The organism is Paenarthrobacter sp. NPDC057981, from assembly GCF_042886835.1.
In the GTDB taxonomy this organism is placed as follows: domain Bacteria; phylum Actinomycetota; class Actinomycetes; order Actinomycetales; family Micrococcaceae; genus Arthrobacter.
Genome location: NZ_JBHVQI010000030.1, coordinates 1 through 19,185, shown reverse-complemented (window position 1 = coordinate 19,185; position 19,185 = coordinate 1). Strand labels below are relative to the sequence as shown.

General features: G+C 63.9%; 16 protein-coding genes. 4 read left to right on the top strand and 12 right to left on the bottom strand.

Translation table 11 applies throughout. From position 1 onward, the window contains the following. Positions 1–143 precede the first annotated feature (143 nt). A complete protein-coding gene (locus ACFVSI_RS19490) occupies positions 144–1,175 on the bottom strand; it encodes an adenosine deaminase (RefSeq protein WP_387827334.1) in 1,032 nt (343 codons plus the stop codon). A gap of 83 nt (positions 1,176–1,258) precedes the next feature. Between ACFVSI_RS19490 and ACFVSI_RS19485 the strand changes: the two genes are divergently transcribed. The 3 genes from ACFVSI_RS19485 to ACFVSI_RS19475 are packed head-to-tail and all read left to right on the top strand — an operon-like array spanning position 1,259 to position 3,626. After that, positions 1,259–2,173 (top strand): MSMEG_6728 family protein, encoded by a 915-nt coding sequence (locus ACFVSI_RS19485; RefSeq protein ID WP_387827331.1) that lies wholly within the window; start codon positions 1,259–1,261, stop codon positions 2,171–2,173. Positions 2,174–2,202: 29 nt separating this feature from the next. Beyond that, a complete protein-coding gene (locus ACFVSI_RS19480; RefSeq protein ID WP_387827329.1) occupies positions 2,203–2,595 on the top strand; it encodes a DUF1622 domain-containing protein in 393 nt (130 codons plus the stop codon). Continuing rightward, positions 2,592–3,626: an alpha/beta hydrolase gene (locus ACFVSI_RS19475; protein WP_387827326.1), complete on the top strand. Its 1,035-nt coding sequence runs from the start codon at positions 2,592–2,594 to the stop codon at positions 3,624–3,626. The genes ACFVSI_RS19480 and ACFVSI_RS19475 overlap by 4 nt, the downstream gene beginning before the upstream one ends. 36 nt (positions 3,627–3,662) lie before the next feature. Here ACFVSI_RS19475 and ACFVSI_RS19470 read toward each other — a convergent pair whose 3' ends face one another. From ACFVSI_RS19470 to ACFVSI_RS19460, 3 genes are all read right to left on the bottom strand, one after another. Continuing rightward, positions 3,663–6,062 carry a Tex-like N-terminal domain-containing protein gene (locus ACFVSI_RS19470; protein ID WP_387827323.1) on the bottom strand — a complete coding sequence of 800 codons (2,400 nt, stop codon included), beginning with the start codon at positions 6,060–6,062 and terminating at the stop codon, positions 3,663–3,665. A 132-nt stretch (positions 6,063–6,194) separates the two neighbouring features. After that, positions 6,195–6,626: a CBS domain-containing protein gene (locus ACFVSI_RS19465; RefSeq protein WP_387827321.1), complete on the bottom strand. Its 432-nt coding sequence runs from the start codon at positions 6,624–6,626 to the stop codon at positions 6,195–6,197. A 135-nt stretch (positions 6,627–6,761) separates the two neighbouring features. Continuing rightward, entirely contained in the window at positions 6,762–7,217 is a 456-nt protein-coding gene (locus ACFVSI_RS19460; RefSeq protein ID WP_387827318.1) for a nucleoside deaminase, read from the bottom strand. Between the two features lie 97 nt (positions 7,218–7,314). Between ACFVSI_RS19460 and ACFVSI_RS19455 the strand changes: the two genes are divergently transcribed. Further along, a complete protein-coding gene (locus ACFVSI_RS19455) occupies positions 7,315–10,899 on the top strand; it encodes a TM0106 family RecB-like putative nuclease (RefSeq protein ID WP_387827316.1) in 3,585 nt (1,194 codons plus the stop codon). A 37-nt stretch (positions 10,900–10,936) separates the two neighbouring features. Here the strand turns inward: ACFVSI_RS19455 and ACFVSI_RS19450 are convergent, their stop codons facing one another. From ACFVSI_RS19450 to ACFVSI_RS19415, 8 genes are all read right to left on the bottom strand, one after another. Continuing rightward, entirely contained in the window at positions 10,937–11,725 is a 789-nt protein-coding gene (locus ACFVSI_RS19450) for a triose-phosphate isomerase family protein (RefSeq protein ID WP_387827314.1), read from the bottom strand. Then, positions 11,725–13,074, bottom strand: a complete 1,350-nt coding sequence (locus ACFVSI_RS19445) for an MFS transporter (RefSeq protein WP_387827312.1) — start codon at positions 13,072–13,074, stop codon at positions 11,725–11,727. Before ACFVSI_RS19445 ends, ACFVSI_RS19450 begins: the two co-directional genes overlap by 1 nt. A gap of 152 nt (positions 13,075–13,226) precedes the next feature. Then, entirely contained in the window at positions 13,227–13,991 is a 765-nt protein-coding gene (locus ACFVSI_RS19440; RefSeq protein ID WP_387827310.1) for an SDR family NAD(P)-dependent oxidoreductase, read from the bottom strand. Positions 13,992–14,003: 12 nt separating this feature from the next. Beyond that, positions 14,004–14,972, bottom strand: coding sequence for a 3-hydroxyacyl-CoA dehydrogenase family protein (locus ACFVSI_RS19435; protein ID WP_387827307.1), 969 nt, complete (start codon positions 14,970–14,972; stop codon positions 14,004–14,006). A gap of 3 nt (positions 14,973–14,975) precedes the next feature. Then, a complete protein-coding gene (locus ACFVSI_RS19430) occupies positions 14,976–15,458 on the bottom strand; it encodes a ribose-5-phosphate isomerase (protein ID WP_387827304.1) in 483 nt (160 codons plus the stop codon). Continuing rightward, positions 15,455–17,209 (bottom strand): dihydroxyacetone kinase subunit DhaL, encoded by a 1,755-nt coding sequence (dhaL, locus tag ACFVSI_RS19425; RefSeq protein ID WP_387827301.1) that lies wholly within the window; start codon positions 17,207–17,209, stop codon positions 15,455–15,457. The genes ACFVSI_RS19430 and dhaL overlap by 4 nt, the downstream gene beginning before the upstream one ends. Beyond that, complete coding sequence (locus ACFVSI_RS19420; RefSeq protein WP_387827298.1) at positions 17,206–18,213, bottom strand: sugar phosphate isomerase/epimerase family protein; 1,008 nt, start codon at positions 18,211–18,213, stop codon at positions 17,206–17,208. The genes dhaL and ACFVSI_RS19420 overlap by 4 nt, the downstream gene beginning before the upstream one ends. A 168-nt stretch (positions 18,214–18,381) precedes the next feature. After that, on the bottom strand, positions 18,382–19,080 hold the full coding sequence (locus ACFVSI_RS19415) for a GntR family transcriptional regulator (protein ID WP_387827295.1): 699 nt from the start codon (positions 19,078–19,080) through the stop codon (positions 18,382–18,384). Between the last annotated feature and the right edge of the window lie 105 nt (positions 19,081–19,185).

The window sequence follows — 19,185 nt, the reverse complement described above, 5'->3', positions numbered from 1 at the left end:
TTCTCCTTTTACGGGGGATATTCCCTTGCAGTTTGCCAATGAATTGTTAATTCCCGCGACTGCAGCAGGTAAACACCGTGTGTCGTGACTGAGTGTGACATCACAAGCGGCGCAAGTGATGTACGGGTATCGGCTGGGGCGACTCAGGCGCCCGTCACGGATGTTTTGACCCACTCTGTGACCTCGTCCAGGAGCTCTGCTTTTCGGGCGTCCGTGGCGAAAGACGAACGGATTGAGTTGGCCGCCATCGTGGCCTGCTCAGGCACCGAGAACTTCAAGACCTCCACCAGCCGCTCATAGTTATCGTCCACGTAGCCACCAAAATAGGCGGGGTCGTCGGAATTGACGCAGACATTCAGCCCAATGGCGAGCATCTCGGGCAACGGGTGGTCCTCGAGCTTGTCTACGGCACGGAGCCGGACGTTGGACAGCGGACAAACGGTCAGCGGCACTTGCTCGGCGACCAGGCGCTGCACCACGTCGGTGTCCTCCATGCAGCGGATGCCGTGATCGATCCGCTCGACGTGCAGCAGATCCAGCGCCTCCGTGATGTAGGACGCAGGGCCTTCCTCGCCGGCGTGGGCGATCCTTCGAAGCCCCGCTTCGCCGGCGCGCTGGTACAGCCGCTCAAATTTCGACGGCGGGTTGCCCACCTCCGCCGAGTCCAGGCCGATGCCCGCGATGGGAGCATGCATGGCCAGGAGCTGTTCCAGCACCTCGAGGGCCGATTCCTCGGACATGTCCCGCAGGAACGCGGCAATCAGGAGGGTGGAGACGCCAAAGTCCTCTTCGGAGGTTGCCAGGGCGTTGGCCACTCCGTTGACGCAAGTCTCCAGGGGCACGCCCCGGGAGATGTGGGCCTGGGGATCCATCATGATCTCCGCGTGCCGGACTCCGCCGGCGGCTGCCCGCTCCAGGTAGGCACGGGTCATGTCGGTGAAATCCTGCTCGGTCTGCAGGACAGCCATGTTGGCGTAGTAGAGGTCCAGGAAAGATTGCAGATCCGAGAATTCGTACTTCCCGCGCAGTTCTTCAATATCTTCGTACGGCAGCTCAATGCCGTTGCGTTCGGCCAGGGCAAAGATCAGCTCCGGCTGGAGGGTCCCTTCAATGTGCAGGTGCAGTTCGGCAACCGGGGGTGCCGTGGTGGTCGTTTTCTCGCCAATAGTTTCCACCCGATAACTCTAGGCCCGAACGCGGGCACGTGTCCCGGAGCACTCAACTTGGTTCTCACGCCCGGCACCCTCAGACTGAAGGGATGCAGACTTTCCTCCCCTTTGCCGATTTCCGTGAGAGCGCCGCGGCGCTCGACACTTCAAGGCTCGGCAAACAGCGCGTCGAAGCCCTCCAGGTCCTCCGCGCGTTGGTGATCCCGGAGTACGGTTGGCAGTCCCACCCGGCAGTCCGTATGTGGATGGGGCACGTTCCTGCTCTCACCTTGTACGGCCTGGCAATGGCCGATGAATGGATGGAACGCGGCCACCCGGACAACACCCGCACCAACATTGCCGAGTTTGCTCCGCAGGCGGCCCACCCGGACTACGCCTCCAGGATCATCATGCCGCCGTGGTTGGGACACGAGGACCTGCACCTCAGCCACCGTTCCAAGCTGATCAGCAAGGATCCCAAGCACTACGCGCAGATCTTCCCCGGGACCGAGGAGAAGCTGGAATACGTTTGGCCCGAGCCCAACCACGAATTCCACCCCGAGGACCCCGAAGAGGACCGCCTGTTCATCCTGCGGTCTTCCGTTGGGGACCTTCGGCCGGAACAGCTCACCACCGTGAGCATGCCTCCCCACGGCAAGGCACGCGCGGCTGCACTTTCAGCGGACGATGAGTACCAGTTTGTTTACGCCGAGGAGAAGTCACGGCGGCAGGTAGGAGGGCCCAAGAAGCGTCCCGTCAAGCCCCAGGAAAAGAAGCCCACGCGTAAGCGCCAGGCCCAGGAGAAGGCCTTCAGCACACTTCCGGGCAAGACAGAGATCGCGGTCCCGTTCGACGGCGGCAGCACCTTCGCCGTCGGGTTGATCCATGGCCGTCCCATCACTGTCGATGGCCAGTTCGCCCGCAACTTCGAGGTCACCAACGTCATCAAGCGCTCTGATTTCGACTATCCCGCGCTGCTGCAGGATCCCAGGGTGTTCTTCCCGGTCCCCGCACCGGCGCTGTAGCGGAGCGTTCCACCAACACAGGGAGGGCCATGGATTTCCAGCACATCATCGAGGCCGTTGGCAGGTACATGGACGCTGCGGGCGTGGCCGTCATGGTGATTGGAGCGCTGGTCTCCATTCCCATGGCCCTCCGTGGCTACCAACCCGAACGCGCCCCGGGACTGGAACCGTTCACGCCGTACCGTGCCTACCGACAATTGCTGGGACGCTCCATCTTGCTGGGTTTGGAGCTCCTGGTCGCTGCCGACATCATTCGTACCGTCGCAGTGACGCCCACCTTTGAGAGCGTGGGCGTCCTGGCGATCATCGTGCTCATCCGGACCTTCCTCAGCTTTTCGCTGGAGCTGGAGATCACCGGCCGCTGGCCATGGCAGAAGGAAAAAAGCTCCGGCACCAGCGAACCGCTACGATCGGATCCATGACGCAGCCGTGGGTACCGGACATTCTTGGCGAGGGTTTCGAGCAACAGACTTTGGAGCTCGACGGCGGTGCTGTCGCCACCTTGGTGAGGTACCTTGGCACGGGTCCGCAATGGCCTGTCGCCTCTGAAGGCCTTGGCCTGGACGCCGACGTCCTGTACGTCCACGGCTGGTCCGACTACTTTTTTCAGCGCCACCTCGCCGAGTTCTGGCACCGGGCAGGGGCACGGTTCCATGCTTTGGACCTGCACAACTATGGCCGCAGCCTGCGGCCGGGCCTGGTTCCGGGCCTGGTGACCAACCTCGCCGCTTACGACGACGACATCGCCGCGGCCTTGGAAGCGATGGGCCGTTCCGGGACCCAGGACCGGCCGCTCATCCTCCTGGGACACTCCACCGGCGGCCTCACTTTGAGCCTGTGGGCTTCACGCCATCCCGGGGTGGCCTCTGCACTGATCCTCAACAGCCCGTGGTTGGAGTTCCAAGCCACCGAACTCGGACGCCGCGCCATTGCACCCTTAGTGGGCTTGCACGCCAAACTCCATCCACTGGCGCCGCTGCCTCCCGTGGATCCGGGGATCTACACCCGTGCAGTCTCGGCGGCCCTGGACGGTGAATGGGACTACAACCTCGATTGGCGTCCCGATCGCGGATTCCCCATCACGCCCGCCTTCCTTGACGCAGTGTTCCGCGGACAAGCCACGGTGGCCGCAGGCCTGGGCATCGACGTGCCTGTGCTTGTGATGCTTTCGGATAAGAGCTATCTGCAGCCGAAGTGGTCCGCCGATGCCCTCACCGCAGACGTAGCCCTCAATGTGGACGCGGTGGCCCACCGTTCGTTGTCCTTGGCGGACACCGTCACGGTGAGCCGGCTGACCAACGCCTTCCACGACATCTTCCTGTCGCCGGAACCGATCCGGAAGGAAGCGTTCGAGCGGATAGGCCGATGGCTGCCCATGGCCCTGCAACCAACCCGTGCACAGAGCAACGCGGGGTCACTTATGGCCCAAAACCCACCCTCGGATGGGCCATAAGTGACCCCGCGTTGCTGGTAGTACGGCGAGGTTGCCCTACTTGCCGAGCCCGGCCCGGCGCAGGGCTTCGGCCATGGCTGTGTTGGCCGGGGCGACCGGCGACTGCTGCGGCTTGCCTTGGCGGGGACCACCTTGCCGCTGGTTGCCCTGCTGCGGCCGTCCCTGGTTTCCCCGACGGTCCCCGTCACGCGGACCAGCCGAAGTACGTCCGCCTGAGGTGCGGCCGCCCGCTGTGCCGGGTTCGTCGTCGAGCCTCAACGTCAGCGAGATGCGCTTCCGTTCGGGATCGGCCTCCAGCACCTTGACCCGCACCACCTGGCCGGACTTCACGATTTCCCGGGGGTCGGAGACGAACTTGTTGGACAGTGCCGAGACGTGCACGAGGCCGTCCTGGTGCACCCCGACGTCGACAAAGGCACCGAACGCGGCCACGTTGGTGACTGTGCCCTCCAGGATCATCCCGGGCTTGAGGTCGGAGATCTTTTCGATGCCTTCCGAGAACGATGCCGCCTTGAACGCGGGTCGGGGATCACGTCCGGGCTTCTCCAGCTCGGACATGATGTCCTTGACCGTCGGGAGGCCGAACGTACCGTCAACGAATGCCTGCGGGTCCAGGGCAGAGGCCGGTCCACCACCGGCGGCCACAAGGATCTTGCGAGCCACTGAGTAGGCCTCCGGGTGAACGCTGGAGGCGTCCAGCGGCTCCGCTCCGCCGGTGATCCGAAGGAAGCCGGCGCACTGCTCGAACGCTTTGGCACCCAGGCGCGGCACCTTTTTCAGATCGCTGCGCTTGGCAAAGGGACCGTTCTCATTCCGGTAGGCCACGATGTTCTCGCTCAGCAGCGGCCCGACACCCGCCACGCGGCTCAACAAAGCAGGCGAGGCTGTGTTCACGTCCACACCCACCGCGTTGACACAGTCCTCCACCACGGCATCCAGGGAACGGTCGAGCTTCACGGCCGTGACGTCGTGCTGGTACTGGCCTACGCCGATGGACTTGGGTTCGATCTTCACCAGCTCGGCCAAGGGGTCCTGCAGCCGGCGGGCAATCGATACGGCACCGCGGAGGGACACGTCCATGCCCGGGAGTTCGGATGCCGCGAGCGCTGAGGCGGAGTAGACGGATGCTCCGGCCTCGGACACCACAAGTTTCTGGATTCCCTTCGATCCTGACGCTTCCAGGGATTTGATGAGTTCGGTGGCCAGTTTGTCCGTTTCACGGGACGCGGTTCCGTTGCCAATGGCCACGAGTTCAATGTTGTGCTGCTTGGCGAGCCGTCCAAGCGTGGCCAACGCTTCATCCCACTTCTTCGCCGGAGCGTGCGGGTAGATGGTGTCGGTGGCGACTACCTTGCCAGTACCGTCCACCACGGCGACCTTGACGCCGGTGCGCAGGCCCGGATCCAGGCCGAGCGTTGCGCGGTTGCCCGCCGGCGCCGCGAGGAGGACGTCACGAAGGTTGGCGGCGAAAACACGCACGGCCTCGTCTTCGGCATCGGCAAACATGCGGCCACGAAGGTCCGTGGTGAGACGGTCCAGAATACGCCCGCGCCAGGCGAGCTGCGCTGTCTGCGTCAGCCAAGTGTCGGCCGGGCGACCCTGGTTTGAAACCCCAAGGCACTTGGCCACAGCGTTCTCGAACTTGCCGCGGGCGGCGGCCAGGGCGTCGTCGTCGTCCGGGTCTGCCTCGGCGAGGTCGAGCTCCAGGACGCCGTCCTTTTCACCGCGCAGCAGGGCAAGGACGCGGTGCGAAGGCATCCCGGACGGCACCTGCGTGAACTCGAAGTAGTCCTTGAACTTCTGGCCCTCGGCTTCCATGCCCTTCTTGACCCGGGACACCATGCGGCCCTGCTTCCACAGGCGTTCGCGCAGGTCCTCGGCGAGGTCGGCGTCCTGGCCCACGCGCTCCACCAGGATGGCACGGGCGCCGGCGAGCGCTGTGGCTGCGTCGTCAATGGAGTGCTCTGCATTCAGGTACTTTGCGGCTTCGGTGGCCGGGTCCAGCTGCGGGTTGGCGAGAAGGATGTCTGCCAGCGGCTCCAGCCCGGCTTCGCGGGCGATCTGGGCCTTGGTGCGGCGCTTGGATTTGAAGGGCAGGTAGATGTCTTCCAGCCTGGCCTTGGTATCGGCCCCGACGACGGCGGCCTCCAGTTCCGGGGTCAGCTTGCCTTGGGCGGCAATTGCCTCGAGGACGGCCTTCCGCCGCTCTTCGAGCTCGCGAAGGTACCGTAGGCGTTCTTCAAGGTCGCGAAGCTGGGTGTCATCGAGCGTCCCGGTGGCTTCCTTGCGGTAGCGGGCGATGAAGGGGACGGTGGATCCGGCGTCGAGCAGTTCCACCGCCGCCTTGACCTGCCAGGCTTTGACGCCTAGTTCTTCGGCGATCTGTGCGTGGATGGCGGAATCAGCTGACTGGTGTTGGAGATGTGAAGTCACCATGACAGTTTGCCTCACCGGGCCGACAGTTTCAGGTCGGGTCATGTTTGGGCGGCTGCGCCCATGCCCAGGAACGGGCCGCGAGGCGTTCCTTCACGGAGCGCTTCGCGGCGGCTGGATGTCTGCGACTGGATATCAGTGGGCCATGTGCTCCTTGGCGGAGATGTGCTCCACCATTTCACCGACGCGTTGCTCGGTGTAGTTGCGGGCAATATCCCCCTGGCTGATGATGCCCACCATGGCGTGGTTGCTGATGACGGGAAGCCGGCGGACCTGGTGTTCTTCCATCATCCGGATGGCCTCGTCCACGTTGGCATCAGCGTCGATCCAGTACGGCTTGCCCTGGGCGAGCTCCCTGGCCAGAACCTGACGGGCATCCTTTCCTTCGGCAATACACTTGACCACGATGTCGCGATCAGTGATGACGCCGGTCAGTTTGCCGTCGTTGCCGCAGATGGGAAGTGAACCACAGTCCATATCCCGCATCATGCGGGCGGCCACTTCAAGAGTCTGGTCCTCGACGACGCACTTGGCGTCCGTCGTCATGAATTCACGTACGACACTCATGGGTCCTCCTTCATCGATTGGGTTCATCGACGCGGGAGCTGCGGGGTCCTCGGAAATGCTGCGGATGGGGGTCCTTCGGCACCGGCGCCGATGATGCCAGATTACGCCGGGCAGGTAGCCGTGACCAGACGGATTTCAGTCCTCGGCAATGTCCTCGGCCCACAGTTCAGGGTGCTCTTGCTGGAAGGTGCGCATCATGTCCACGCAACGTTGATCGTCCAGGACAACCACCTCAACGCCGCGGGAACGCAGGAGGTCGAACTCCCCGGGAAAGGTCTCGGCCTCCCCCACCACCACGCGGGGGATCTTGAACTGGATGATGGTTCCCGTGCACATCGCACAAGGTGCCAGGGTGGTGTACAACGTGGTGTCGCGGTAGCTCTTCTGCCGTCCCGCGGCACGCAGCGCGGACATCTCGCCGTGGGCTATCGGGTCGCCATGCTGGACGCGCTCGTTGTGTCCGCTTGCGATGACTTTTCCGTCGCGGGCCAAGGCTGCCCCGATGGGGATTCCGCCCTCGCTGAGGCTTTTCTGTGCGGCTTGGTAGGCGGCTTCAAAGGCTGCGTCCGTGGCATGGGTCGTTTCAGTCATGGGGGCAGTCTAAAGGGGGCCGCACACTAAATTGTCGGGGCCCGCTGATAGCTTGGCTAACAAGGGTATTCACAGCAAGGAAGGCAGGTGGCCCTCGGTGTTCTTTCTCGAGCCGGAGTTGGCTGGCGCCCCGCAGGACCTGGTCTTCTCTGCCAGCGATCTCGTTATCGCCGCTACGTGTGAATACCAGTTGCTGCGGAAACTTGATGAAAAGCTTGGCCGCACACCACGCCCGGACTTCCCCACAGATGCCATGCTGGAACGCACTGCCGAACTTGGAGATGTCCACGAGCACAAGGTCCTGGACGAGTTCGTGGCTGAGTTTGGGCCATGGGACCCGGCTACTGGCAAAGGCGTTTACGACGTCGAACCCGCCTCAGCGATGGACCGCGCCACCCTGAGGGCCAAGCATGCGGAATCCATCGACGCCTTGGTTGCCGGAGCGGACGTGGTGTTCCAGGCCGCCTTCTTTGATGGCACATTCCATGGTCGCTCGGATTTCCTTATTAAGAAGCCTGGCAGCCAGTATGCGGTCTTCGATACCAAGCTGGCCCGGCACGCCAAGGTCACGGCGCTCCTTCAGCTTGCCGCTTATGGAGACCAGCTCCTGCGGGCCGGCATCACACCGGATCCTACAGTCACTCTGGTGCTGGGGAACCGCGTACACAGTGACCACCCTCTCTCCCAGATTTTGCCGGTGTTCAAGGAACGTCGCAGCCGTTTCCTGGATCTGGTTGCGACCCACATGGCGGAGTCCGGACCGGCGGTGTGGGGAGATCCCCGCTTCACGGCCTGTGATCGTTGTGATTACTGCGCGGAACAGGTTCTGCTGCACCGGGACCTGCTCATGGTCGCAGGCATGCGCATCAGCCGGCGCAAGAAGCTGATCGAAGCCGGAGTCACCACCATCGACCAACTGGCCGCCATGCCGGGTGAGGGAGACCACACCCTGCTTCGACTGCGCGAACAAGCCCGGCTGCAGACCGGCGTCGGATCCCCCGATGGGACGGTCGACTATACGGATAAGGCAGGAGCGTCCAAGTCCATCAGTTACAACGTCCTTGCTGACAACACGCTGGGCAGGCTTCCCGAACCTGACCCTGGCGACATCTTCTTCGACTTCGAAGGGGATCCGCTGTGGCAGGACCCCGTCACCGGAAAATGGGGCTTGGAATACCTGTTCGGCGTCATGGAGAACCCCGTTGGACCGGGGGAGTCACCGGTATTCCGACCCTTCTGGGCGCACTCCAGGGCCGAGGAAGGCAAGGCCTTCGTCGACTTCCTGGACTACGTTGCCAAGCGCCGTGCACAGTACCCGGGCATGCACATCTACCACTACGCAGCTTATGAGAAGACCGCCTTGCGGAACCTGTCCCTCACGCACGTGACGGGCGAGACCGCCGTCGACGATCTCCTCAAGCAAGGCGTCCTGGTGGACCTCTATGACACCGTTCGGCACAGTATCCGGGTCTCTTCGAACTCCTACAGCATCAAGAAACTGGAACCCCTGTACATGGGGCAGCACTTGCGCTCCGGTGACGTGACCGACGCCGGTGCCTCCGTGGTCGCCTACGCCGACTACTGCACGGCCCGGGACAGCGGCGAGGCCGCCGTGGCCACCGGCATTCTCGAGAGCATCCGGGACTACAACGAGTACGACTGCCTTTCCACGCTGGAGTTGCGCAACTGGTTGCTGGCCCGGGCGGCCGAGCGCTCCATCGTGCCTGGCTCGTTGAATGGAAAACCCGTTGACGGCGAAAACGGCGACGAGGACACGGACAGGCGTACCGCGGGGTACGAGGCCGCGCCCGAGGAGACAGCCTTGTTCGAGTACCTGGCGCAGCTCCCCGACGACGAACGCTCCACCTTGGACGCCCGGGCCATAGGGATTGTGGCCGCGGGTGTCGGCTACCACCGGCGCGAGGACAAGCAACACTGGTGGGGGCACTTCGACCGTCTCGAGAAACCTACTTCGCAGTGGGATGACGCCAGGGACATTTTTGTTGTGGACCACGCGGAGCTGCTGGAGGGTTGGGCCAAGCCCACACCCCGCAGCAACCCGGTCCGGATGGTCAAACTGCTCGGACGGTCGGGAGACGGCGCGGGTCTGGACCCGGGCAAGACGTACTTCAGAATGTACGCTCCCCCGCTTCCGGATGCGTTGCTGGCCAAGGAATCGTCGGTGCTTGGCCGTGCCGGCTGGGGCAACACGAAAGTCAGCGACGTTGGCGAAGACGGGGACTTTGAATTCGTCACGATCGCCGAAGGCCTGCGCAAAGATTCCACCGAGTTCACCCAACTGCCGATGGCACTGACCCCGGACAGCCCGATTCCCACGAACGGCCAACGGGCAGCGTTGGCGGCACTGGCCACGCGGCTCCGGTCTTCCCTTCCGGAGTGGCCGAAGGACCCTGCCCTGGACCTGGTCCGCCGGCAAGCGCCCAGGCTGCGCGCTCTTTCTGCGCTTCCTGCCGTAGAACCCGGACCGGACGGATATGTGGACGCCATTACGGCGGCCGTCAAAGACCTTGACCACTCCTACCTTGCGGTTCAGGGGCCTCCGGGCAGCGGAAAGACCCATGTCGGGGCGCACGTGTTGGCCCGGCTCGTGGCTGATGGCTGGAAAGTCGGTGTGGTGGCGCAATCCCATGCCGTGGTGGAACACATGCTGTGTGCCGCTGTCGAGAAAGCCGGCGTGGACCCTCAGCGGGTCGCCAAGGAGGTCAAGCACAACGACCCCGTGCCCTGGGGCGGGTGTGCGAAAGCCGATGTCACAGAGGCTTTGTCCATGCCCGGTGGCGCCCTCATCGGAGGCACCGCCTGGGCCATGGTGGGCAAGGAGGTTCCTGCGGGCTCACTGGACCTGCTGGTCATCGACGAAGCCGGGCAATTCTCCCTGGCCAACACCATGGCCGTGTCCCGGGCAGCCAAGCGCCTCCTGCTGCTTGGCGACCCCCAGCAGCTTCCGCAGGTCACCCAGGGAACCCACCCCGAGCCGGTTGACGAGTCCGCGCTGGGCTGGTTGTCCGACGGCCACAACACCTTGCCGTCCGAGCTCGGCTACTTCCTGGCCCTGTCATGGCGCATGCATCCGGAACTTTGTGGTGCTGTCTCGGAACTGTCCTACGACTCCCGGCTGGAAGCGGCCCCCGCAGCCTCGCAACGCCAGCTGGACGGTGCAGAACCTGGAATCTCGTGTGTCTACGTCCAGCACACCGGCAACTCCACCAGCTCACCCGAGGAAGCGGAGGAAGTGGTGCGGCAAGTACAGGCGCACCTGGGCCTGATGTGGCGGGACCCGTCGCAATCACCGCACAGCCGTCCCCTTGAGGAAAGCGACATCCTGGTGGTCGCCCCCTATAACGCGCAGGTCCAGCTCATCAAGCATCTACTGCACGCCGCTGGCCTGAACAGGGTCCGCGTCGGGACCGTGGACAAGTTCCAGGGCCAGGAAGCTCCCGTGGTGATTGTGTCCATGGCTGCCTCCGCTGCAGGTGAGGTTCCCCGCGGCATGGAGTTCCTGCTCTCCCGCAACCGCATCAACGTGGCGGTGTCGCGCGGCCAGTGGCGTGCCGTCGTCGTCCGTTCGCCTGAGCTGACCAACTACCTCCCGACGCATCCGGAGGGACTGGAAAACCTGGGCGGATTCGTAGCCCTCTGCCAACGCGCCGAACCCAACTAGGGGACAGTTAGTGCTCCATTGACGGCCCATAGCGACTTTAGCTGTCCCCCAGTTGGGCTGCTTGGTTACGGAGGGCGAGGGCTTCGTCCAGGACCCGGCCGAAGTTCGCGGCCTCGTGCGCGAAGCGGCCCAGGAAGAGCCCCGAGACACCGCTGAGCTGCGGCAGGAGGCCCGGCTTCGCTGATCCCCCGTAGATTACCGGCAGCCCCGACAAGCCGTGCCGGCCCAGAGCTGCACGTAGCGCTCCAACAACTGCCGAGACATACCCTGCCGAGGCAGGTTCGGGTGCGCCGATCGCCCACACAGGCTCATAGGCAATAACGAGCCTCGCGGCCAAGGACCAGTCGCCGGACACCGCAGCACTGATCTGTTGGAAAACAATCTCCGCAGCAGCTTCAGGCCCGGCCGGCTCGTCCTCCCCCACGCACAACAGCGGTGTCAGGCCGGATTCGACGGCGGAACCAACCTTGCGCGCGATCATCGCGTCGGACTCGCCGAACCACCGCCGCCGCTCCGCGTGCCCGATTTCCACCATTCCCACGCCGAGTTCCGCCAGCATCGACGGCGCCACCTCACCGGTCCAGGGGCCGTCAGACCACCCGCAGTTCTGCGCCCCCAGCACCAACGGCGACGCCGCCACAAGGTCCGCCGCCACAGGAAGAACCGGGAACGAAGGGATGACAAACGGGACCACCCGCCCGGCCGCGAGGGCCGGACGGGCGTCCACTTCTTTCACCAACTGCTCCAGCCACGCCAGCGATTGCGCGTAGCCCATGTACATCTTGGTGCTGACTCCCACATACAAGGTGTCAGTGTCCAACAGCATCACTTGTCCAGCAGCTCATCGGCTTTGTTGGTGAAGGCACGCGTTCCGAACATCATGATTGCTGCCAGGAAGGGCAGAACACCCAGGGCGTACACACCCATGGTTCCGGTGTCCGAAGCAGTCATCTCGTTGACCGAGGTGCGCAGGATCGGAGCGACGAAACCACCCAGGTTACCCAGGGAGTTGATGAGGCCGATACCGGCCGCCGCGGCCGTTCCGGTGAGGAACGCCGTCGGGTACGACCATGCGATGGGGCCGATCGCGAGGAAGCTGCACACCGCCAGGGTGATGAAGATGATGCCGAGCGTCGGCTGGTGGTTGGCTCCGGACCAGGCGGAACCGAAGATGCACAGGCCCGTGGAGACGAACAACGCCGTACCCCAGCGACGCCGACGCAGAACCGTGTTTGCTGCCTTTCCAATGAAGTAGCAGGCAAAGATGCCAAAGAACCACGGGATGGCGGTCAGGAGTCCGACGGCGAGTCCAACCTTTTGGCCGGTCAGCTGGGACACCTGCTGTGGAAGGTAGAACGTCACACCGTACACCGCGATCTGCAGGCAGAAGTAGATGATGGTGAAGTACCAGACCTTGCCGTTCCGCATCGAGGCGAGGACGCCGCGGGGACCGGATTCTTCTTTCACGGTGTCTTCCAGGGCCATGACGTCCGTCAGGGCCACCTTTTCTTCCTTGCTCAGGAACTTGGCGTCCTGAGGGCTGTTGATGAGGAAGAAGAAGGCGGCGATACCGGCGAGGACTGCCAGCAGGCCTTCGACGAAGAACATGACCTGCCAGCCGGCAACGCCCGGAACCTGATCGCCGATGTTGATCAGCCAACCGGAGAGCGGTGCGCCCATCATCTGGGAGAACGGCTGTGCCAGGTAGAAGATGGCGAACATCTTTACGCGGACCTTGTTGGGGAACCAGGCGGCAAGGAACATGATCACGCCCGGGAACAACCCGGCCTCGGTCACGCCCAGCAGGAAGCGGAGGATGATGAACGAGGCTTCACCCTGCACGAATGCGAAGCATGCTGACACGATGCCCCACGTGACAGCGATACGGGCAAGCCACATTTTGGCGCCGAACTTGGTGAGCAACAGGTTGCTGGGGATCTCGAACAGTGCGTAGCCGATGAAGAAAATACCGGCACCGAGCGCGTACGCGCCCGCGGTGATGCCCTTGTCCACCCCAAGGGCAGCTTCGGCAAAACCAACGTTGGTGCGGTCAAGGAAGGCCACCACGTACAGAATGACCAGCATGGGCATCAGCCGGAATGAAGCCTTGGATATTGCCGACTTCAAAACCGGCGAATCCAGCAACTCCTTGGTGGAAGTTGATGCGACGGACATTGAAACTCCTCTTTGAGTAGTCAGTTGGGGGATAACCAAAGCGGGCTATCAGCGCGGGAAGAGAATGAGCACAAGGCCCACGGCGCAGGCGAGCACGCCCACGGCAAGGTAGACCTTCCGTTCTCGGGTCCAGGTCTTCATAGACGAAGGCCCTAGTGCATGTACAACCCGCCATCCACATTCAGCGTCTGGCCGGAGATGTATCCGGAGTCCTCGCTGATGAGGAAGGCAATGGCTGCGGCAATGTCGCGGGTGGAGCCGACGCGGTTAACCACGAGGTCCTTGACCAGTTCGTCCTTGCGCTCTTCGCTCAAGGTGCCGCCCATGATGTCGGTGTCGATGGGGCCGGGCGAGATCGCGTTGACGGTGATGTCGTACTCCCCCAGCTCGCGGGCGGTTGCGCGGGTCAGGCCAATGACGCCTGCCTTGGCAACCGAGTACGGGGTCTTCGAGAAGGTGCCACCGCCGCGCTGCGCCGAAACGGAGGAGATGTTGACGATGCGGCCTACGCGGTTCTTCACCATGGACTCAGCCACGCGCCGGGTGGCGTAGTGGACACCGTTAAGGTTGATGCTCAGGACGCGCTCCCATTCGGCGGGTTCGAGTTCCAGGTACCCGATGGGCGAGCTGACGCCGGCAACGTTGGCCAAGGCCACGATCTGGGGCAGCTCTGCTTCAAGCTCGTCGATGGCTGCGCGGACCTCGGCTTCGCTGGCCACGTTGGCGCCGACGCCGTGTGCCTGGACTCCGAATTCTGCAGCGATTTCCTTGGCCGCAGCCTTGCAGGCGGCGTCATCGAGGTCGATGATGCCGATGTTCCAGCCCTGTGCCGCCAGGTAGTTGACGGTTGCGCGGCCAATGCCACGTTCCGAGACGGCTCCGGTAACGATAGCCGTGCGTGATGCGGGGAAAGTCATGTGTTTCTCCTGTTAGTTGATGGGTGCCGGGCCGAGCTCTTCAATGAGCTTCTGCATGGCGACGTAGGCCTTGTTGCGGTAGGCGATGAGTTCCGGGGTCCGTTCGGCGGGAACGTTGAGGAAGCCCGCACCTGTCTTGGTGCCGAGTTTGCCGGCCTCCACCAGGTCGGAGAGGATCTTCGGCGTCGCAAAACGCTCCGGGAAGCCGGTCTGCAGCGACTTGTAGCAGAAGTTGTAAACGTCCAATCCAGCCATGTCGGCGATGGCGAACGGGCCGAAGAACGGCAGGCGGAAGCCGAACGTCGTACGGACCAGGGTGTCTACGTCGTCCGCGGTTGCGATCCCCTGCTCCACCAGCTGTGCCGCTTCGTGGAACAGCGCGTACTGCAGTCGGTTCAGCACGAAACCGGTGACGTCCTTGACGACGGCGGTCTGCTTGCCGGCTGCGTGGACCAGATGACAGGACGCGGAGACCGTTGCAGCCGAGGTGCCTGCGTGCGGGATGACCTCGACGCCGGGAATGAACGGCGAAGGATTGGAAAAGTGCACGCCCAGGAAGCGTTCCGGGTTGGTGACGGCCTCAGCCAGGGCAGCAATGGAGATAGTTGACGTGTTGGAGCCGATCAGGGCGTCCGGGCGGGCTGCGGCGCTGATCCGGGCGAGGGTCTGGTGCTTGATTTCCAGGACCTCGGGAACGCACTCCTCGATGAAATCAGCGTCCGCAACGGCTTCCTCGATGTCCTTTGCAGCCCACAGGTTCTGCTTGAGGATCTCCGTGGAACCCTCCGGGAAGAGGCCGTCAGCGATGAACTGCTCCGACTCTTCCAGCAAACGCTCGTAGTTCTTCTGCGCTACCTCGGCAGAAACATCGGCGAGGGCAACGCGGGCGCCACCGAGCGCCAGGACCTGGGCGATGCCGCCGCCCATGTAGCCGGAGCCTACGACGGCGATCTTCCGGGCTTGGTTTTCTGGTGTAGTCATTGATCAGACCGCCTTTGTGTAGTCGGGTTCGTAGGAGCAGATGGCGTCCACCTTTGCGGCGGAGGCGGAATTCTCGTCGAAGCGGTGTCCGAGCCATTCGCCCACCAGCTTCTTGGCCAATTCCAGTCCAATGACGCGCTGGCCGAGGGTCAGGACCTGGGCATTGTTGCTCAGGACGGAACGTTCCACGGAGTAGGAATCGTGGGCCGTGACGGCGCGGATGCCGGGAACCTTGTTGGCCGCGATGGCTACCCCCAGGCCGGTGCCGCAGATCAGCAGTGCCCGGTCCGCTTCGCCTTCGGCCACCTTGCGGGCGGCATCGACGGCGACGTGCGGGTAGGCCGTGTTGTCGTCCGGGCCCACGCCGACGTCGGTCACCGACGCAACGCGCGGATCAGCTTCCAACAGAGCAAGGAGGGCGTTCTTGTATTCCACGCCGGCTTCGTCATTGCCGACGACGATGCGCCAGCCTTGGGTGTTGCTCATTCTGAGGCTCCGTTTCCGGCCGGTGCAGCAGTGGTTGCAGCGGCAAGTTGTGAATCGATGAAGTGCGAGATCCGTGCGGCGATCAGGCCGAAGGACACTGCGCCGGGGTCCGGGTGGCCGAGGCTCTTCTCGGCCAGGGGACGTGCGCGGCCCTTCAGTGGCCGGAGCTCCGCGGTTTTCGCGGCAGCGGACTCTGCCGCCGCAGCCGCAACTGCCAGCGCCCTGTCAACGGGAGCACCGCCGTCGAGCTCTGCCAGGAAGGCATCGCGGAACGGAAGGAGCGCGTCCACCATGGTTTTGTCGCCCGGCTCGGCTTTGCCGAGTTCGGTGATGGCACCGGCGAAGGCTTTCACGGCAGCGGCAGCATCCTGGGCACTGTATGAGTCCCGGTTTCCGAGCGCGTGCCCGGCAGCGATGACGGCCGAGCCCCACAAGGCGCCGGAGGTGCCACCCGCACGTTCGCTCCAGGCCTCGCCGGCACTGGCCAGCACGCGTGCCACCGACGAACCGCTCGCGGCTTCCCCTGCAGCAGCGGCTGCATCGACGCCACGTCGCATACCGATACCGTGGTCGCCGTCGCCGGCGATAGCGTCCAGCTTGCCCAGTTCCTCTTCATGCTCGACGACGACGTCCCTCACCTGGGCGAGGATCTCCACGGCCTGCTCCCCAAGTTCCGCCGCCGCCCGGGTGGGCTGCTCGACGTCGGAGGCTTCGGCGTCGTCGGTCAACGCCGTGGAGCGCGCCGCGCGGGGTGCCATGCTGCCCTTGCGGAAAGCGGGGGTGTCGGCGGGCGCGGACCAGTACTGCTCAAGTTCCTCATCCAGCCACAGGAGCGTCAGGGACAGACCGGACATGTCCAGGCTTGTCACCAGCTCCCCGCACTCGGGCTCGACGACCGTCAGCCCGGCAGTTGCGAGGAGCTTCTCGATCTTGCCGAACAGCAGGAAGAGTTCGTCGTACTTGACGGTGCCAAGCCCGTTGACGATGGCCACCACGCGGTCTCCTGCGTTCTCGGGCTTGTCGGCCAGGAGCTTGGACACCAAGAGTTCGGCGAGTTCGGAGGCAGTCGGCATGGGATGTTCGGAGATACCGGGTTCGCCGTGAATGCCCAGACCAAGGGACATCTGCCCTGCGGGAACGTGGAACAGCGGGTCCTTTGCGCCCGGCAACGTGCAGCCGTCAAAGGCCACGCCGAGGGAGCGCGTGCGGTAGTTGGTCTTGATGGCCAAACGCTCGACGCCGTCAAGGTCCAGTCCCGCTTCTGCGGCGGCTCCTGCGATCTTGAAGACGGTCAGGTCACCGGCAATGCCGCGGCGCTTTTCCAACTGCTCGATGGGAGCGCTGGCAATGTCATCCGTAACGGTGACCGTGCGGGTCTCGATGCCCTCGGCGTTGAGCCGAAGCTGCGCCTGACCGAAGTGGAGGACGTCGCCGGCGTAGTTACCGTAGCTCAGCAGCACACCGCCGCCGGCGTTGGCCGCCTTGGCCACGCGGTACACCTGTCCTGCCGCGGGCGAGGCGAACATGTTGCCGCACGCCGAGCCTGCGGCCAGGCCCGGGCCCACGAGCCCGGCAAAGGCCGGGTAATGTCCGGAGCCTCCACCCACCACCAGCGCTACCTGACCAGCGGGAACTTCGGTGGAACGCACCACGCCGCCGTCCACTCTGGCTACGTACCCGCGGTTGGCCGCGACGAAACCATCCAGTGCTTCGTCGGCAAAGGCGGCCGCGTCATCGAAAATCCGGGTCATTTCGCGGCTCCCGCCAACTCTGCAGCCGGCTGCAGGCGGCCCTGTGCAACCTTGCTCGTGCCCAGCGCATAACCTTCGGACTTGGGCAGGACGTGGCGGCGGAGGTACTCCTGGTTGCTGGCGGTGACGCTGAGGCCGTCGCCACCGTAGTGTTCGGTGCAGAGGATGCCCTGGAAGCCGACGGACAGCGCAAACTTAAACGCCTCGCGGTAGTTGATGAGGCCGCTTTCCATGGGGGCGGGCATGGTGATGTAGCTGTCGCGGGCTACGTCTTCATCGCGGATGTAGTTCTTCATGTGCCAGTAGTTGGAATACGGCAGGGTCTTGGCCACCATTTCGCGCCAGTCCTCGATGGGCCGGTGAAGGCGGATCAAGTTGCCGAGGTCCGGGTTGAGGCCAACGTTGTCCAGGCCGATGTCCTGCACCAGTTGAACGGAAGAGTCGGAGGTGCCGAGGTAGGTGTCCTCGTACATTTCCAGGGACAGCAGGATCCCGGCCTCGGCAGCGTGCTGGCCGAGTTCACGGATGCGGGAGACGGCGTTGCCCCATGCTTCCTTGTCCCCCACGGGGTCCTTGTAACCCTCCACGGTCCAGAACCACAGCTGTTTCTGCTGCTCCGGCGTAATCGCCTGATGGAGGCCGATCGAGACTACCTCGCAGCCGAGTTCGGCGGCTGCGTCGATGGTGCGGTGGCTGTAGGCGAGGTTCCCGGCCCAGTCCGTGGTGTGGATGACGCTGCGGCGGATGGCTGAGATGACCGGCGTCCCGATACCTACATGCTCGGCGGTCTGCTTGAACTCTGCGAGGCGTTCCTTGCTGAGATCGCCCGGACGCACCCAGCTGTCGGTGAGGTCTGCGTTGGCGAAACCCGCGTCCTTGACTTCCTGGAGGACGTCGGCCCAGACGGAAGCATCCGCGTCGTTGATGTCCTTGCCCGTATGGTCGGTGCCGGGGAACTGCAGGAGGGCCGCGGTGATGGGCCAATTCTCGGCGGTATACGCCATGATGATCACTCCTTCGTAGAATCCTGTTTCCTATAGGATTTACGAACGCGAAGGAACTGTCAAGCCTTTTCGGAAACTTCCTGCATCCTATATGTCTTACATATGTTCGTGAAGAGGGTCACAAAAAAGGCCCGCCGGAGTGTCCGGCGAGCCTTGCTTGGCAAATGACTATTCCTCGGGCGCGTCAGCCATTGCCCGGCCGCGAACGTTCTCCACGTGCGCGACCATCGCCTGTGCAGCCAATTCAGGATCACCGCTCGTCAGGGCGTCCAGAACGGCCTGGTGCTCAGAGATCGCCTGCTCGGCATCAGTAATGCCCACTCCCCCGAACAAGCGGAAACGCTGGACCTGCCCGCCCAAGGTGTTGTACGCCGCCAAGAGGAACTGGTTGCGGGCCTGGGCGGCGATGAGCTGATGGAAGCGTTCGTCGGCTTCAAGGTAGCTGCGATACTCGGCGAATGTTCCGCCCCTCGGAGCCGTCTTCAAGTCCTCCACAGCCTGCTTCAGGGCATCGAGGCCCTCCTGCGTCATCCGCGAACATGCCAGCCTGGCATTCACTGGTTCAATCGAAAGCCGCGCTTCCATGAGCTCGGCGAAGTCTTCGCGGGTGAAAACCGGAGCAACCCGGTACCCCTTGAGCGCGACACGGCGAACCATGCCGGTGTGCTCCAGCCGGGCCAGCGCCTCACGCACGGGCGTGGGCGAAACATCCAGTTCCCGCGCCATCCCGTCGATGCTGACGGCAGCTCCCGGTTCCAGGCGGCCATCCATGAGCCATTCGAGCAACGCTTCATACACGTGGTCCGCCAGGACTTGGCGACTGACAGGAAAGCCGGGGCGGGCGACTGCCGGCGAAGGTTCAGACATGCCACAAATCCTATAGGAACGCGCGCCTCCGGTCGGCAAGGGTATGAAGTCACATTCGCCCCGGGCTGGGAGCTTAAAGCACGACGTCGGCACCCAGGTGGGTGC

What these genes read in the sequence shown, in the direction of transcription:
- ACFVSI_RS19465 (WP_387827321.1), bottom strand. Translation starts at nt 6,626, where the DNA reads ATGAGTGTCGTACGTGAATTCATGACGACGGACGCCAAGTGCGTCGTC.
- ACFVSI_RS19445 (WP_387827312.1), bottom strand. Translation starts at nt 13,074, where the DNA reads ATGTCCGTCGCATCAACTTCCACCAAGGAGTTGCTGGATTCGCCGGTT.
- ACFVSI_RS19415 (WP_387827295.1), bottom strand. Translation starts at nt 19,080, where the DNA reads ATGTCTGAACCTTCGCCGGCAGTCGCCCGCCCCGGCTTTCCTGTCAGT.
- ACFVSI_RS19420 (WP_387827298.1), bottom strand. Translation starts at nt 18,213, where the DNA reads ATGGCGTATACCGCCGAGAATTGGCCCATCACCGCGGCCCTCCTGCAG.
- ACFVSI_RS19480 (WP_387827329.1), top strand. Translation starts at nt 2,203, where the DNA reads ATGGATTTCCAGCACATCATCGAGGCCGTTGGCAGGTACATGGACGCT.
- ACFVSI_RS19435 (WP_387827307.1), bottom strand. Translation starts at nt 14,972, where the DNA reads ATGACTACACCAGAAAACCAAGCCCGGAAGATCGCCGTCGTAGGCTCC.
- ACFVSI_RS19470 (WP_387827323.1), bottom strand. Translation starts at nt 6,062, where the DNA reads ATGGTGACTTCACATCTCCAACACCAGTCAGCTGATTCCGCCATCCAC.
- ACFVSI_RS19430 (WP_387827304.1), bottom strand. Translation starts at nt 15,458, where the DNA reads ATGAGCAACACCCAAGGCTGGCGCATCGTCGTCGGCAATGACGAAGCC.
- ACFVSI_RS19440 (WP_387827310.1), bottom strand. Translation starts at nt 13,991, where the DNA reads ATGACTTTCCCCGCATCACGCACGGCTATCGTTACCGGAGCCGTCTCG.
- dhaL (WP_387827301.1), bottom strand. Translation starts at nt 17,209, where the DNA reads ATGACCCGGATTTTCGATGACGCGGCCGCCTTTGCCGACGAAGCACTG.
- ACFVSI_RS19475 (WP_387827326.1), top strand. Translation starts at nt 2,592, where the DNA reads ATGACGCAGCCGTGGGTACCGGACATTCTTGGCGAGGGTTTCGAGCAA.
- ACFVSI_RS19450 (WP_387827314.1), bottom strand. Translation starts at nt 11,725, where the DNA reads ATGCTGTTGGACACTGACACCTTGTATGTGGGAGTCAGCACCAAGATG.
- ACFVSI_RS19460 (WP_387827318.1), bottom strand. Translation starts at nt 7,217, where the DNA reads ATGACTGAAACGACCCATGCCACGGACGCAGCCTTTGAAGCCGCCTAC.
- ACFVSI_RS19485 (WP_387827331.1), top strand. Translation starts at nt 1,259, where the DNA reads ATGCAGACTTTCCTCCCCTTTGCCGATTTCCGTGAGAGCGCCGCGGCG.